Origin of the sequence: Streptomyces sp. NPDC090021 (genome assembly GCF_044748225.1) — a bacterium.
Classification (GTDB): Bacteria; Actinomycetota; Actinomycetes; order Streptomycetales; family Streptomycetaceae; genus Streptomyces.
The window spans coordinates 94,487-108,930 of sequence record NZ_JBIVFO010000029.1 but is presented as its reverse complement, the minus strand read 5'-3'; the positions used below and the strand labels follow the sequence as shown (position 1 = coordinate 108,930).

General features: G+C 70.1%; 13 protein-coding genes, 1 rRNA gene and 1 riboswitch. Of the genes, 12 read left to right on the top strand and 2 right to left on the bottom strand.

From position 1 onward, the window contains the following. From rrf to ACIPXC_RS23325, 11 genes are all read left to right on the top strand, one after another. Nucleotides 1–93: ribosomal RNA gene (rrf, locus tag ACIPXC_RS23375) — 5S ribosomal RNA — on the top strand; the annotation flags it as partial. 128 nt (nucleotides 94–221) lie between these two features. Continuing rightward, entirely contained in the window at nucleotides 222–812 is a 591-nt protein-coding gene (locus tag ACIPXC_RS23370; RefSeq protein WP_031149849.1) for a CDP-alcohol phosphatidyltransferase family protein, read from the top strand. Nucleotides 813–912: 100 nt separating this feature from the next. Next, entirely contained in the window at nucleotides 913–3,408 is a 2,496-nt protein-coding gene (locus ACIPXC_RS23365) for a sugar phosphate nucleotidyltransferase (RefSeq protein ID WP_401621408.1), read from the top strand. Between the two features lie 109 nt (nucleotides 3,409–3,517). After that, on the top strand, nucleotides 3,518–4,426 hold the full coding sequence (locus ACIPXC_RS23360) for a DUF881 domain-containing protein (protein ID WP_401621406.1): 909 nt from the start codon (nucleotides 3,518–3,520) through the stop codon (nucleotides 4,424–4,426). Further along, complete coding sequence (locus tag ACIPXC_RS23355) at nucleotides 4,423–4,755, top strand: small basic family protein (protein ID WP_007262894.1); 333 nt, start codon at nucleotides 4,423–4,425, stop codon at nucleotides 4,753–4,755. The genes ACIPXC_RS23360 and ACIPXC_RS23355 overlap by 4 nt, the downstream gene beginning before the upstream one ends. Further along, nucleotides 4,755–5,555 (top strand): DUF881 domain-containing protein, encoded by an 801-nt coding sequence (locus ACIPXC_RS23350; protein WP_401621424.1) that lies wholly within the window; start codon nucleotides 4,755–4,757, stop codon nucleotides 5,553–5,555. Before ACIPXC_RS23355 ends, ACIPXC_RS23350 begins: the two co-directional genes overlap by 1 nt. Before the next feature lie 82 nt (nucleotides 5,556–5,637). Further along, entirely contained in the window at nucleotides 5,638–6,573 is a 936-nt protein-coding gene (locus ACIPXC_RS23345) for an FHA domain-containing protein (protein WP_401621421.1), read from the top strand. Nucleotides 6,574–6,617: 44 nt separating this feature from the next. Continuing rightward, the gene (locus tag ACIPXC_RS23340; RefSeq protein ID WP_401621403.1) at nucleotides 6,618–7,388 is read left to right on the top strand and encodes a MerR family transcriptional regulator; all 771 of its coding nucleotides are present in this window, start codon (nucleotides 6,618–6,620) and stop codon (nucleotides 7,386–7,388) included. A 63-nt stretch (nucleotides 7,389–7,451) separates the two neighbouring features. Further along, complete coding sequence (locus ACIPXC_RS23335; RefSeq protein WP_007262890.1) at nucleotides 7,452–7,925, top strand: bifunctional nuclease family protein; 474 nt, start codon at nucleotides 7,452–7,454, stop codon at nucleotides 7,923–7,925. A gap of 181 nt (nucleotides 7,926–8,106) precedes the next feature. Next, nucleotides 8,107–8,745 carry a MerR family transcriptional regulator gene (locus ACIPXC_RS23330; protein ID WP_401621400.1) on the top strand — a complete coding sequence of 213 codons (639 nt, stop codon included), beginning with the start codon at nucleotides 8,107–8,109 and terminating at the stop codon, nucleotides 8,743–8,745. A 52-nt stretch (nucleotides 8,746–8,797) separates the two neighbouring features. Next, complete coding sequence (locus tag ACIPXC_RS23325; RefSeq protein ID WP_401621397.1) at nucleotides 8,798–10,258, top strand: DNA polymerase IV; 1,461 nt, start codon at nucleotides 8,798–8,800, stop codon at nucleotides 10,256–10,258. Nucleotides 10,259–10,274: 16 nt separating this feature from the next. Here ACIPXC_RS23325 and ACIPXC_RS23320 read toward each other — a convergent pair whose 3' ends face one another. Continuing rightward, entirely contained in the window at nucleotides 10,275–10,640 is a 366-nt protein-coding gene (locus ACIPXC_RS23320; RefSeq protein WP_386463382.1) for a PRC-barrel domain-containing protein, read from the bottom strand. A gap of 112 nt (nucleotides 10,641–10,752) precedes the next feature. Continuing rightward, nucleotides 10,753–10,851: riboswitch (glycine riboswitch) on the top strand. 194 nt (nucleotides 10,852–11,045) lie between these two features. Between ACIPXC_RS23320 and gcvP the strand changes: the two genes are divergently transcribed. After that, complete coding sequence (gene gcvP, locus ACIPXC_RS23315) at nucleotides 11,046–13,931, top strand: aminomethyl-transferring glycine dehydrogenase (RefSeq protein ID WP_401621393.1); 2,886 nt, start codon at nucleotides 11,046–11,048, stop codon at nucleotides 13,929–13,931. Between the two features lie 97 nt (nucleotides 13,932–14,028). Here the strand turns inward: gcvP and ACIPXC_RS23310 are convergent, their stop codons facing one another. Beyond that, on the bottom strand, nucleotides 14,029–14,217 hold the full coding sequence (locus ACIPXC_RS23310; RefSeq protein WP_030009772.1) for a DUF5999 family protein: 189 nt from the start codon (nucleotides 14,215–14,217) through the stop codon (nucleotides 14,029–14,031). Nucleotides 14,218–14,444 lie beyond the last annotated feature (227 nt).

Sequence of the window (14,444 nt, the reverse complement as noted above, 5' to 3'; positions counted from 1 at the left end):
ACGCCCGGTTACATTCCGAACCCGGAAGCTAAGCCTTTCAGCGCCGATGGTACTGCAGGGGGGACCCTGTGGGAGAGTAGGACGCCGCCGAACAATCATTGTGGGAAAGCCCCGCACCCTTTGGGTGCGGGGCTTTTCTGCGTTCCGGACCCCTGTGTGGACTCCTGTAGGGTCAGGGGGCATCGAACGACCATTTCTACCGTCACAGTGGAGGCCCCCGGGTGGAGGTCCAGGAGACTCGGGTTCAGACTGACCGAATTTTCACCATTCCGAACATCCTGAGCATGGCTCGCCTGGCCGGCGTGCCCCTGTTCCTGTGGCTGATCCTCGCGGAGTACGACGGGTGGGCCCTGGCCGTCCTCATGCTCAGCGGGGTCAGTGACTACCTCGACGGGAAGCTCGCCCGGCGCTGGAATCAGATCAGCAAGCTCGGCCGACTGCTGGATCCCGCCGCGGACCGTCTCTACATCCTGTCGACGCTGTTCGGTCTGACCTATCGCGAGATCCTTCCGTTGTGGCTCACCGGAGCTCTCCTGGCACGAGAGCTGATGTTGCTGGTCATGGTGTGGATCCTGCGCCGCCACGGATATCCGCCGCCGCAGGTCAACTTCCTCGGCAAGGCCGCGACCTTCAACCTGATGTACGCCTTCCCGTTGCTCCTGCTCAGTGACGGAAGCGGCTGGTTGGCCTGGTTGGCGTCAGTTTTCGGATGGGCGTTCGCGGGATGGGGTACAACCCTCTATTGGTGGGCAGGAATCCTTTACGTGGTTCAAGTCCGCCGTCTGGTGAAGGCTGACGCCACGGCCGATTGAGCCCGCCCGACGCCGGCTGACGCGGAGGAGTCGCGAAGTCACCGAACGAGGCGGGTGAGAGTCGGCACGACTGTCATCTCTCAAGGAGGACTCTTCCGACATGAAGGCCGTCGTGATGGCCGGCGGCGAGGGCACACGCCTTCGCCCCATGACCTCGAGCATGCCCAAGCCGCTCCTGCCGGTGGCGAACCGCCCGATCATGGAGCACGTGCTCAGGCTGCTCAAGCGGCACGGGCTCAGCGAGACCGTGGTAACCGTCCAGTTCCTGGCCTCGCTCGTCAAGAACTACTTCGGGGACGGCGAAGAGCTCGGGATGGAGCTCAGCTATGCCAACGAGGAAAAGCCACTCGGGACCGCCGGCAGCGTGAAGAATGCCGAGGAAGCCTTGAAGGATGACGCCTTCGTCGTCATTTCCGGCGATGCGCTGACCGACTTCGACCTCACCGACCTGATCCGCTTCCACAAGGAGAAGGGCGCGCTCGTCACGGTGTGCCTGACCCGGGTGCCGAATCCCCTGGAATTCGGCATCACCATCGTGGACGAGGAAGGCAAGGTGGAGCGCTTCCTGGAGAAGCCCACCTGGGGCCAGGTGTTCTCGGACACGGTCAACACCGGCATCTACGTCATGGAGCCCGAGGTCTTCGACTACGTCGAAGCGGACGTCTCGGTCGACTGGTCCAGCGACGTCTTCCCCCAGCTGATGAAGGAAGGCCGGCCGATCTACGGCTACGTGGCCGAGGGCTACTGGGAGGACGTGGGCACCCACGAGAGCTACGTCAAGGCGCAGGCCGACGTGCTCGAGGGCAAGGTCGAGGTCGAGATGGACGGCTTCGAGATCTCCCCGGGGGTCTGGGTCGCCGAAGGCGCCGAGGTCAGCCCGGACGCCGTGCTGCGCGGACCGCTCTACATCGGTGACTACGCCAAGATCGAAGCCGGTGTGGAGATCCGCGAGCACACCGTCATCGGGTCGAACGTCGTCGTCAAGAGCGGCGCCTTCCTGCACCGGGCGGTCGTCCACGACAACGTGTACATCGGCCCGCACAGCAACCTCCGCGGCTGCGTCATCGGCAAGAACACCGACATCATGCGCGCCGCCCGCATCGAGGACGGCGCCGTCATCGGCGACGAGTGCCTCGTCGGTGAGGAATCGATCGTCCAGGGCAACGTACGCGTCTACCCCTTCAAGACGATCGAGGCCGGTGCCTTCGTCAACACGTCCGTCATCTGGGAGTCCCGTGGCCAGGCCCACCTCTTCGGTGCGCGCGGAGTCTCCGGGATCCTGAACGTCGAGATCACCCCGGAACTGGTGGTCCGGCTCGCGGGCGCCTACGCCACGACCCTGAAGAAGGGCGCGATCGTCACGACGGCCCGCGACCACTCCCGCGGCGCCCGAGCGCTCAAGCGGGCCGTGATCTCGGCACTGCAGGCCAGCGCGATCAACGTGCGGGACCTGGAGAACGTCCCGCTGCCCGTGGCGCGGCAGCAGACCGCGAGAGGCAGCGCCGGCGGGATCGTCCTGCGGACCTCGCCCGGAGTGCCGGACTCCGTCGACATCATGTTCCTCGACGAACGGGGCGCGGACCTCTCGCTGCAGCAGCAGCGCAAGCTGGACCGCGTGTACGCGCGCCAGGAGTACCGGCGGGCCTTCCCCGGCGAGATCGGCGACCTGCAGTTCCCGGGCAGCGTCTTCGACGCCTACACCGGCTCGCTGCTGCGCCGGGTGGACACCACGGGGATCGGTGACGCCGGGCTCAAGGTGGTCGTCGACGCCACCAACGGCAGTGCCGGACTGGTCATGCCGAGCCTCCTCGGCCGGCTCGGCGTGGACGCCCTGACGATCAACCCGGGGCTCGACGAGTCCAGGCCGACGGAGACCGCCGAGTCCCGGCGGGCCGGCCTGGTGCGGCTGGGCGAGATCGTGGCCTCGGCGCGGGCGGCCTTCGGCGTGCGGTTCGACCCGGTGGGCGAGCGTATCTCCCTGGTGGACGAGCGCGGACGGATCATCGAGGACGACCGGGCGCTGCTCGTCATGCTCGACCTGGTGGCCGCGGAGAAGCGCAGCGGCAAGGTCGCGCTGCCGGTCACCACGACACGCGTCGCCGAGCAGGTGGCCGCCTACCACGGCACTCAGGTGGAGTGGACGACGACCTCGCCCGACGACCTGACCCGGGTCGGGCGGGCCGAGAACACGATCTTCGGCGGAGACGGCCGGGGCGGCTTCATCGTTCCGGAGTTCAGCAGCGTCTTCGACGGGTCGGCGGCGTTCGTGCAGCTGCTGGGCCTGGTGGCGCGTACCCAGCTCACCCTGAGCCAGATCGACGCCCGGATCCCGCGGGCCCACGTGCTCAAGCGCGACGTGCCGACGCCGTGGGCGGTGAAGGGGCTCGTCATGCGACGGGTCGTGGAAGCGGCCGGAGACCGGCAGGTGGACACCACGGACGGGGTGCGGGTGGTGGAGGCCGACGGCCGGTGGGCGCTGGTCCTCCCGGACCCCGCGGAGGCCGTGACGCACCTGTGGGCCGAAGGCCCCGACGACGCCTCCGCGCAGGCCCTGCTCGAGGAGTGGGCGGGCGTGGTGGACGGCGCCGGCAACTGAGTCCCGGACGGTCGATGACGTAGGACGGAAGTCCGGTGGGCCGGGGCGGAAGCCCGGCCCCGGCCCACCGGATGGACGCATTGGGTGTGCGCGGCGCCGACATGCGACGATGTGCGGCATGTCGCAGCCGCCCCACAACCGGACTCCGGCGTCTTCTGTGCCGGCGCGCCCCGACGCCTCCATGTCGCTGCTGACGCACGTGATGGACCACAGCCTCGACGAGGGCTACGCGGAGGCGACGGCCCGGCGCGAGGCGGACGGCACGGCCGGCCTGCCCCGCACGCTCAAGGCGAAACTGGGGCTCGCCGCCGGACTCGTGGCCGCCGCGATGGTCGTCACCCTCGGCGCCGCCGAGGCACGCGTGGACGCGCCGGTGCTGGCCAAGGAGCGCCAGGAACTGATCGACCGGGTGCAGCGTGCCGACGAGCGCGCGGACGCCCTGGAGCAGAACATCGACCGGCTGAGGACCGATGTCGCCGCACGTCAGCGCGCGGCCCTCAAGCAGCCCCCGGACGGTCAGGGCGAGCTCGTCTCGCTGCTGGCCGGCGCCACCGAGGTCCGCGGGCCGGGGATCCGGCTGGTGGTGGACGACGCGAAGGGCTCTTCCACCGGCGACGGCGGGAAGCCGCGCGAGAGCAGCGGCTTCGCGGACACCGGCCGGCTCCGTGACCGCGACATGCAGAAGATCGTCAACGGACTGTGGCAGTCCGGCGCGGAGGCGATCTCGATCAACGGACAGCGGCTGACGGAACTGTCGGCGATCAGGGCCGCGGGTGACGCGATACTGGTCGACAACCGGCCGCTGGTGCCGCCGTACGAGGTGCTGGCGGTGGGCGACAAGAAGCGGCTCGGCCCGGCCTTCCAGGACTCGGCGGACGGCCACTACCTGCACGTACTGCAGGAGAGCTACGGGATCCGCTACACCCTGTCCGCGGCCGACGAGCTGCGGCTGCCCGCCGCTTCCAGCCTGATCGTACGTACAGCCACAGCAGCAGAGCAGCAGAAGGGTGCATCGTGATCGCGGTACTGGGCCTCTTGGCCGGAGTGGTGGTCGGACTTCTGGTCCGGCCCGAGGTACCGGCCGTGGTGGAGCCTTATCTGCCCATCGCCGTGGTGGCGGCGCTGGACGCGGTCTTCGGGGGTCTGCGCGCCATGCTGGACGGCATCTTCGTCGACAAGGTCTTCGTGGTGTCGTTCCTGTCGAACGTCGTCGTGGCCGCGCTGATCGTCTTCCTCGGCGACAAGCTGGGCGTCGGCTCCCAGCTGTCCACCGGCGTGGTGGTCGTCCTCGGCATCCGCATCTTCTCCAACGCCGCGGCCATCCGCCGGCACGTTTTCCGGGCGTGATGGCGATGAGCGGCGCGAACGACACCCCGGCGCAGGAACCGAACGTCCCGGAACGGCCTCTTGAAGAGGGAAAGACCGAGGAGACCGGCCGACAGCGGCTCGCCGCCGGTCTGTGGCCGCCGAGGGTCAGCCGGGCCCAACTGATCGTGGCGCTGCTGCTGTTCGTACTGGGCCTGGGCCTGGCGATCCAGGTGCGCTCGAACAGCGACTCCAGCGCCCTGCGCGGGGCACGGCAGGAGGACCTCGTACGGATCCTCGACGAGCTCGACGGGCGGACCAAACGGCTGGAGGACGAGAAGCAGCGGTTGGAGGACCAGCGCAGGGAGCTGGAGAGCAGTTCCAACCAGGCCGAGGAGGCCCGCAAGCAGACCGTGGAGAAGGAACGTCAACTGGGCATCCTGGCCGGTACGGTGGCAGCCCAGGGACCGGGCATCACGCTCAGGATCACCGATCCCACCGGTCAGGTGCAGTCCGATCAGCTGCTGGACACGCTCCAGGAGCTGCGGGCAGCCGGGGCCGAGGCGATCCAGATCAACGGGGTGCGCATCGTGGCGGGCTCGTACTTCTCGGACGAGAACGGCGGGGTCGGGATCGACGGCAAGAAGATCACACAACCCTACGAGTTCAAGGTGATCGGCAAGCCGCAGGATCTGGAGCCCGCGCTGAACATCCCGGGCGGTGTCGTCCAGACGCTGGAGAAGGAGCAGGCCACGGTGGCCGTCACACGGTCGGCGAAGATCGTTGTGGATGCCTTGCGGGCTGCGAAGCAGCCTGACTACGCTCGGTCGTCATCGGGATGAAGCGGAGTGGAGGGTGGTGCGGCTCACGCGGGCTGATGCCTGCGGGGGGTCGCCGCACCGAAGTTGCGGTGCGTGGTGGAAACTGTCTGGTGGTTACGGACGTTGTGAGAATGTCCGGGTCGGCAGGTGTCTGCATTCGGAGTTCGTCCTGCCCCACGGGCGGGTCTGTTTCAGTCAAGGGGAATCGCCCGTGAAGTTGTTTGAGAAGTTGTTCGGCAAGAAGAACCGTGAGGAGAGCGGTGCGGCGCGGCACCGCGCCGGCGGCGCGGAGGGGCAGGGTGACCGCCCGCTGTTCCGTGACGAGGTCCCGGGCACGGGTGATTCGGGTGCGCACGGCGCGTCGTCTGTTGACCCCGCCGGTACCGGCCGCATAGGTTTCGGTGATCCATCAACCTCAAGTGCGGGTGGAGGGTTTGCCCCCGACCCGTATGCCACCAATGCCTCCGCGGGGCAGCCGCGGCGCGAGGAGCCGTCCATGTCGGCCGAGCAGGTTTGCAGCAGGTGCGGACACCGTAGCGATGCGGCCAGCCGGTTCTGCTCCAACTGCGGAGCGCCGCTGCGGGCGGGCCTGACGCCGGAGCGTGCCTCGGAGACCACGTCCACCATCTCGATCTCGGGCCTGGAGGCCTACGAGGCCGAGGTGACGGGCCAGACGCACGTGTCGTCCTCGCTGTCCCCCGAGGCCCAGGCCGCGGTGGAGGCACTGCCCCCCGGTTCCGCCCTGCTCATCGTGCGGCGCGGACCCAACTCCGGCAGCCGCTTCCTGCTGGACGGCGAACTGACCACGGCCGGCCGGCACCCGCAGAGCGACATCTTCCTGGACGACGTCACCGTCTCCCGGCGCCATGTCGAGTTCCGCAGGAGCCAGGACGGCGGCTTCACCGTCGCCGATGTCGGCAGCCTCAACGGCACGTACGTCAACCGCGAACCGATCGACTCCGTCCCCCTGCACAACGGCGACGAGGTGCAGATCGGCAAGTACCGGATGGTCTTCTACGCGAGCCTGCGGGGCGTCTGACCCTCTCCCGGACCCGGTCCGGGGGAGACCCGAGGGAAGGTCCCATGCTGCGCAATCCGACGGGCGGCGCCGGGAACGGCACCGCCGGCTCGGCCGGGCGGCTGGTGAGCATCGGCACGGTGCTCACCACGCTGCGTGACGAGTTCCCCGAAGTCACGATCTCGAAGATTCGTTTCCTGGAGGCGGAGGGGCTGGTAGAGCCCCGGCGCACACCTTCCGGATACCGCAAGTTCAGCACGGAGGACGTGGAGCGGCTCGCCCGCATCCTGCGCCTGCAGCGTGATCACTACCTGCCGCTGAAGGTCATCCGCGAGCAGCTCGACGCGATCGCACGCGGGGAGCAGATCCGCATCCCGGCGCCCACGGCGCACGGCGATTCGGCAGGTCCGTCCGATCCGGCCGTTCCCGCCGCCGTCTACGGCGATACCCCGCCGGAGCCGCCCCCGGCGGCCCGGGTGGGGCGCGCCGAGCTCCTCGGGGCCGTCGGCGTGGACGAGGAACAGCTGGTCGAGTGGGAGTCGTACGGGCTCCTCACCGAGGCGCCGGGCGGCGGGTTCGACGCCGACGCGGTCACGGTGGCCCGGCTCGTGGCCGGCCTGGGGCGGTTCGGTCTGGAGCCGCGGCACCTGCGCGCCATGAAGGCCGCCGCCGACCGGGAGGCGGGGCTGGTGGAGCAGGTCGTCGCACCGCTGCGCAGGCACCGCAACCCGCAGACCAGGGCCCACGCCGAAGCCACCATGAAGGAACTCGCGGGACTGTCCGTCCGGCTGCATGAGGCGTTGGTGCAGACGGCTCTCGGCGTCCGGTTGCGCTGACCGCGCCGGTCGAGGGGGAGCCCCGACTACCCAAACCTGCCGGGCAGGTCCTAGGGTTGCTGTGTGAACGAGCTCGACGTTGTGGGTGTCCGGGTGGAAATGCCCTCCAACCAACCGATCGTGCTCCTGCGTGAAGTGGGAGGCGACCGGTACCTCCCCATCTGGATCGGTCCGGGGGAGGCGACGGCCATTGCCTTCGCCCAGCAGGGGATGGCCCCTGCCCGGCCGCTGACGCACGACCTGTTCAAGGACGTGCTGGAAGCGGTCGGTGAGGAGCTCACCGAGGTCCGGATCACGGATCTGCGGGAGGGCGTCTTCTACGCGGAGCTCGTCTTCGCCAGCGGGGTCGAGGTGAGCGCGCGGCCTTCCGACGCCATAGCCCTCGCCCTGCGGACGGGGACGCCGATCTACGGCAGTGACGGGGTCCTGGACGACGCCGGAATCGCCATTCCGGACGAGCAGGAGGACGAGGTGGAGAAGTTCCGCGAGTTCCTCGACCAGATCTCGCCCGAGGACTTCGGTACCGGCCCGCAGTGAGCCGCCGACCCCGTCGTCCACGGTGGCGCCCCGGCCCATTCGAGTAGCCTTTCCCCGCGGAGGGGCACGGGAAACCACTCTCAGGGTGATTATCACTCGGCGTGCCGAGTGTGGCGATCGTTGACGCACCCCTGGTGACTGCCTACCTTCGAGGTGGGCAGGTCAAGGACGGAGGGTCGACGTGAGGATCACGGGCGACGGTACGACCGGGGGCACCCCCGTACGGAGTGACGCTGGGCCGTACCCGCTGCACGGTGGTGCGGTCGGATCCGCGCGCCGTCAGCCGGAGTCGACGCCGGTCGGACCGGTGGGTGACGAGCCGACGCCCGAGCAGATCGGCTACCGCGGACCGACGGCCTGCGCCGCGGCCGGCATCACCTACCGGCAGCTCGACTACTGGGCGCGCACCGGGCTGGTGGAGCCCAGCGTGCGGGCCGCGTACGGGTCGGGGGCCCAGCGCCTCTACAGCTTCCGCGACGTCGTCGTCCTCAAGATCGTCAAGCGGTTCCTGGACACCGGTGTGGCCCTGCAGAACATCCGCACGGCCGTGCAGCACCTGCACGACCGCGAGCTCTCGGACCTTGAGCGGATGACGCTGATGAGCGACGGCGCCACCGTGTACGAGTGCACCTCGACCGACCAGGTCGTCAGCCTGCTCCAGGGCGGGCAGGGCGTTTTCGGCATCGCCGTGGGCGTGGTCCGGCGCGACGTGCAGAGCGCGCTGTCGCAGCTGCACGGCGAGCGGGTGGACACCGGCGAGACCCTGGTCGGGCACAACCCGACGGACGAGCTGGCCGCCCGCCGCAACCGCGCCGTCTGAGCGGCCGGACCGGGCCACGGCATTGTCAGTGGCGTAGGGCAGCATCGGTGCTGTGAGAGCCGCTCCGACCATCCTGCATCTGGACATGGACGCCTTCTACGCCTCCGTGGAGCAGGCGTCCAAGCCGAGCCTGCGCGGCAAGGCCGTCATCGTCGGCGGGCTCGGGCCGCGCGGGGTCGTCGCCACGGCCTCGTACGAGGCCAGGCGGTTCGGGGTGCACTCGGCGATGCCGACGGCGCAGGCCAGGCGGCTCTGCCCGAACGGGGCCTATCTGATCCCGCGTTTCACCCTCTACCGGCAGGTCAGCGACGTGGTGATGGCCATGCTGCGGGAGCTGTCGCCGCTGGTGGAGCCGCTCAGCCTGGACGAGGCCTTCGTGGACCTGGAGGCGGGCGGGGTCGCCTTCGACTCGGATTCCGCGCGGGCGGCGGGTGAGCGGCTGCGGGCCGGCATCCGGGCCGCCACGGGGCTCAGCGGGTCCGTGGGGCTGGCCGGGTCGAAGATGCTGGCCAAGGTGGCCTCCGAGGAGGCCAAGCCCGCCGGGCTGCTGCTGATCGAGCCGGGGACGGAGCGCGAGCTGCTCGCGCCGATGTCCGTACGGACCCTGCCCGGGGTGGGGCCGGCCACGGGGGAGCACCTGCGCCGTGCCGGGATCACCACGGTGGGGGAGCTGGTGGAGGCCGGGGAGGACGAGCTGGTCCGGATGATCGGGCGCGCCCACGGCGCGGGGCTGTACCGGATGGCGCTGGGGCTGGACGACCGGGCGGTGGTCGCGGAGCGGGACGCGAAGTCGGTGTCGGTCGAGGACACCTTCGACGTGGACCTGCACGACCGGGTGCGGATCCGGGGCGAGGTGCAGCGGCTCGCCGACCGGTGCGTGACGCGGTTGCGGAACTCCGGGCACTCGGGGCGCACGATCGTGCTCAAGGTGCGGCGCTACGACTTCTCCACCCTGACGCGGTCCGAGACCCTGCGGGGGCCCACGGACGATCCGGGAGTGGTGCGGGAGGCGGTCGCGCGGCTGCTGGAGGCGGTGGACACCACGGGCGGGGTGCGATTGCTCGGGGTGGGGGTGACGGGGCTCGCCGACTACACGCAGGAGGACCTCTTCGCGCAGTCGCTCGCCGCCGGATCGGACGTGGCGGACGCGGCGGGCGGTACGGACGCGGCGGGCGGTGCCGGAGGTGCGGGCGGTGCCGGCGGTGCGGACCGTACGGGAGCCGCAGTCGGGAGGGCCGAGCCGGAGGCGGCGGACGGGGCCGCCGGGGCTCCGGAGAGACCGGAGCCGCCCGGGGAGCCCCAGGAGGCTCCGGAGCGGCGCTGGGCGGCCGGGAGCGACGTACGGCACGTCCTGTACGGGCCGGGATGGGTGCAGGGCAGCGGGGTCGGGAGGGTGACCGTGCGGTTCGAGCAGCCCGGATCGGAGCCCGGCCGGGTACGGACCTTCCGGGTGGACGACCCCGACCTGGAGCCGTCCGACCCGCTGCCGCTGGTGGGGGACACCTCCGGATGAGGGCCCCGGGGCGGACTCAGCCCTCGTCGCCCGCCAGGCGGCCGAAGTCGCGGTGGAAGTCGGACGGCAGGGTCGTGTCCAGGCCGTAGTGGTGGTAGAGCTGGAGTTCCTGCTCGGGAGAGAGGTGTCGGCCGACGCCGAAATCCGGTGCGTCCTTGATGAGGGAGCGCTCGAAGGGCACCCGCAGGGTTTCGCCGACCATCTCGCTCGGCTCCAGCGGGACGAAGGCGTCCCGGCCGAACAGGCCGGTGCGGACGGCGGCCCATTCCGGGACACCCGTGGCATCGTCGAGGTAGACCTCGTCGATGGTGCCGATCTTGGCACCGTTGCGGTCGAACGCCTTGCGGCCGATCAGGCTGCGCGGATCGATGTCGGTCTGCACGGTCCCTCCAAATGGTCGCAACTGCTCCCCAATGACTACAGAAGTGCATTTCCGCAGCGGAGGCCACTCGGGGAGCCCCTTGAACCCCGCTGGTAGTCTGGGTGACGGCTGTCGACCCTGTGCGGGAGAGTCCTCCGAGTGAGCAAGACGGAGGCGCCGAAGGAGCAAATCCTCCCCGGAATCTCTCAGGCATACGTACCGCACGGACGAGGCCACTCTGGAAAGCAGGGCGGGTACCGGGCGCAGTGCCGGTCCCCCTCCTCACCGACGGTGAAAGCCGGATCCCGCGGGCGACCCCCGCGACTTCCGGTGAAACTCTCAGGTGCAGATGACAGAGGGGGAGGCCGTCCGGGTGCCCGCGCCGTGGTGCCCCTCGCAGGTCATATGACCAGGAGGCCTCCGTACATGACCGCCAACCGCATTCCGCTCTCCCAGCTGGAGCGAGGCATCCCCTTCGAACAGCGCCACATCGGCCCTGATGCCGAGGCGCAGGCGAAGATGCTCGCCCAGGTGGGCTACGGCTCCCTGGACGAACTGACCGCCGCCGCGGTACCGGATGTGATCAAGACCGCCGAGGCCCTCGCCCTGCCCGAGGCGCGGACCGAGGCCGAGGTGCTCGCCGAGCTGCGCTCGCTCGCCGACCGCAACCAGGTCCTCTCCTCCATGATCGGTCTCGGCTACTACGGGACCTTCACCCCGCCGGTCATCCTCCGCAACGTCATGGAGAACCCGGCCTGGTACACGGCGTACACGCCCTACCAGCCGGAGATCTCGCAGGGCCGCCTGGAGGCCCTCCTGAACTTCCAGACCGTCGTCGCCGACCTCACCGGCCTGCCGACCTCCGGCGCCTCGCTGCTCGACGAGGGCACCGCTGCCGCCGAGGCCATGACCCTGGCCCGCCGTGTGGGCAAGGTCAAGGGCAACGTCTTCCTCGTCGACGCCGACGCCCTGCCGCAGACCGTCGCCGTCATCGAGACCCGCGCCGAGCCGATCGGCATCGAGGTCGTCGTCGCCGACCTCTCCGACGGCATCCCCGCCGAGATCGCCGAGCGCGGCGTCTACGGCGTCCTGCTCCAGTACCCCGGTGCCTCCGGCGCCGTCCGGGACATCAAGCCGGTCATCGACCAGGCGCACGAGCTCGGTGCCGTCGTCACCGTCTCGGCCGACCTGCTCGCCCTGACCCTGCTGGAGTCCCCGGGCGCCCTCGGCGCGGACATCGCCGTCGGCACCACCCAGCGCTTCGGCGTCCCGATGGGCTTCGGCGGACCGCACGCCGGCTACATGGCCGTCCAGGACAAGCACGCCCGCTCGCTGCCCGGCCGCCTCGTCGGCGTCTCGGTGGACGCGGACGGCAACAAGGCGTACCGCCTGGCCCTGCAGACCCGTGAGCAGCACATCCGCCGCGAGAAGGCCACCAGCAACATCTGCACCGCGCAGGTGCTGCTCGCCGTCATGGCCGGCATGTACGCCGTCTACCACGGCCCGGACGGCCTGCGGACGATCGCCCGCCGGACCCACCGCTACGCGACGCTGCTCGCCGCGGGCCTGCAGGCAGGCGGGGTGGAGACGGTGCACGGCTCCTACTTCGACACGGTCACCGCCCGGGTTCCCGGCCGAGCGGCCGAGGTCGTCGCCGCCGCCCGCGAGGGCGGGGTCAACCTGTACCGGGTCGACGCCGACCTCGTCTCGATCAGCTGCGACGAGACCACCCTGCGCGCCGACATCGAGGCCGTCTGGGCCGCCTTCGGCGTCACCGCCGACATCGAGGCGCTCGACGAGTCCACGGCCGACACCCTGCCCGAAGGCCTGCTGCGCTCGGACGACTACCTGACGCACCCGGTCTTCCACCAGCACCGCTCCGAGACCGCGATGCTGCGCTACCTGCGCAAGCTCTCGGACAAGGACTACGCGCTGGACCGCGGCATGATCCCGCTGGGCTCCTGCACCATGAAGCTCAACGCGACCACCGAGATGGAGCCGGTGACCTGGCCCGAGTTCGGCCAGCTGCACCCCTTCGCCCCGGCGGAGCAGGCCGAGGGCTACCTCACGCTCATCAACGAGCTGGAGGAACGTCTCTGCGAGGTCACCGGCTACGACAAGGTCTCCATCCAGCCGAACGCCGGCTCCCAGGGCGAGCTCGCCGGTCTGCTGGCCGTGCGCGCCTACCACCGCGCCAACGGTGACGAGCAGCGCACCATCTGCCTGATCCCGTCCTCCGCGCACGGCACCAACGCCGCCAGCGCCGTGATGGCCGGTATGAAGGTCGTCGTCGTCAAGACCGCCGACGACGGCGAGGTGGACGCGGACGACCTGCGCGCCAAGATCGAGCAGCACCGCGACGAGCTCGCCGTGCTGATGATCACCTACCCGTCCACGCACGGTGTGTTCGAGGAGCACGTCGCCGACATCTGCGCCCAGGTGCACGAGGCCGGCGGCCAGGTCTACGTCGACGGTGCCAACCTGAACGCCCTGGTGGGCCTGGCCAAGCCGGGTCACTTCGGCGGCGACGTCTCGCACCTGAACCTGCACAAGACCTTCTGCATCCCGCACGGCGGCGGCGGCCCGGGCGTCGGCCCGGTCGGCGTCCGGGCGCACCTCGCCCCGTACCTGCCGAACCACCCCCTCCAGCCGACCGCCGGTCCGGAGACGGGCGTCGGCCCGATCTCGGCCGCTCCGTGGGGCTCGGCCGGCATCCTGCCGATCTCCTGGTCGTACGTGCGCCTCATGGGCGGCGAGGGCCTCAAGCGCGCCACCCAGGTGGCGGTGCTCGGTGCCAACTACATCGCCAAGCGCCTGGAGCCGCACTACCCGGTGCTCTACACCGGCCCGGGCAACCTGGTCGCGCACGAGTGCATCATCGACCTGCGCCCGCTGTCGAAGGCCACGGGCGTCAGCGTGGACGACATCGCCAAGCGTCTGATCGACTACGGATTCCACGCGCCGACGATGTCCTTCCCGGTCGCCGGCACGCTGATGATCGAGCCGACGGAGTCGGAGGACCTCACCGAGATCGACCGGTTCTGCGACGCGATGATCGCCATCCGCGGCGAGATCGAGCGGGTCGCGGGCGGCGAGTGGCCGGCCGACGACAACCCGCTGGCCAACGCCCCGCACACGGCCGCCGCGCTGGGCGGCGAGTGGAACCACCCGTACAGCCGGGACGAGGCCGTCTTCCCCGGTGGGGTCACGGCCGCCGAGAAGTACTGGCCGCCGGTGCGCCGCATCGACGGTGCCTTCGGCGACCGGAACCTGGTGTGCTCCTGCCCGCCGCTGGACGAGTACGACAACTGAGGCGCCGCGCCGCCTGCGACGGCCGTCGGACGACATGACGAAGGGGCCGGTCCGGAAGGAATCTTCCGGACCGGCCCCTTCGCCGTCCCAGCGTCGTCTACGCCGCAGCGAGCGGGCGGTGCGGGGCGATGATCTGCCCGTCCGGGAGCAGCTCACCGGTGTCCTCGAAGAGCAGGACGCCGTTGCACAGCAGGCTCCAGCCCTGTTCCGGGTGGTTGGCCACGGGGCGCGCGGCCTCCCGGTCGGCGGATTCGGCAGACGGGCAGGCTGGCTGGTGCTGGCACATGGATGCGTTCTTTCGCTGCGGTGTGGTCTGTGTGCTACGGCTCGATACCTGATTCATGGCCGTCCCCCTGGGTCATCCCCGCAGCCGCGGGGCGCTTGCCATCAGTGTTCCCCCACGACAGCCGCTTCGCAGGGATTTCGCTGCAGCTGTCCTCATGGATTGATGACGCATCACTCGTGCGGGCGGTTCAGGCCAACTCCCCTGTCATTTCGGATGGTTCACAGGTG

What these genes read in the sequence shown, in the direction of transcription:
- ACIPXC_RS23360 (WP_401621406.1), top strand. Translation starts at nt 3,518, where the DNA reads ATGTGCGGCATGTCGCAGCCGCCCCACAACCGGACTCCGGCGTCTTCT.
- ACIPXC_RS23310 (WP_030009772.1), bottom strand. Translation starts at nt 14,217, where the DNA reads ATGTGCCAGCACCAGCCAGCCTGCCCGTCTGCCGAATCCGCCGACCGG.
- gcvP (WP_401621393.1), top strand. Translation starts at nt 11,046, where the DNA reads ATGACCGCCAACCGCATTCCGCTCTCCCAGCTGGAGCGAGGCATCCCC.
- ACIPXC_RS23340 (WP_401621403.1), top strand. Translation starts at nt 6,618, where the DNA reads ATGCTGCGCAATCCGACGGGCGGCGCCGGGAACGGCACCGCCGGCTCG.
- ACIPXC_RS23365 (WP_401621408.1), top strand. Translation starts at nt 913, where the DNA reads ATGAAGGCCGTCGTGATGGCCGGCGGCGAGGGCACACGCCTTCGCCCC.
- ACIPXC_RS23350 (WP_401621424.1), top strand. Translation starts at nt 4,755, where the DNA reads ATGGCGATGAGCGGCGCGAACGACACCCCGGCGCAGGAACCGAACGTC.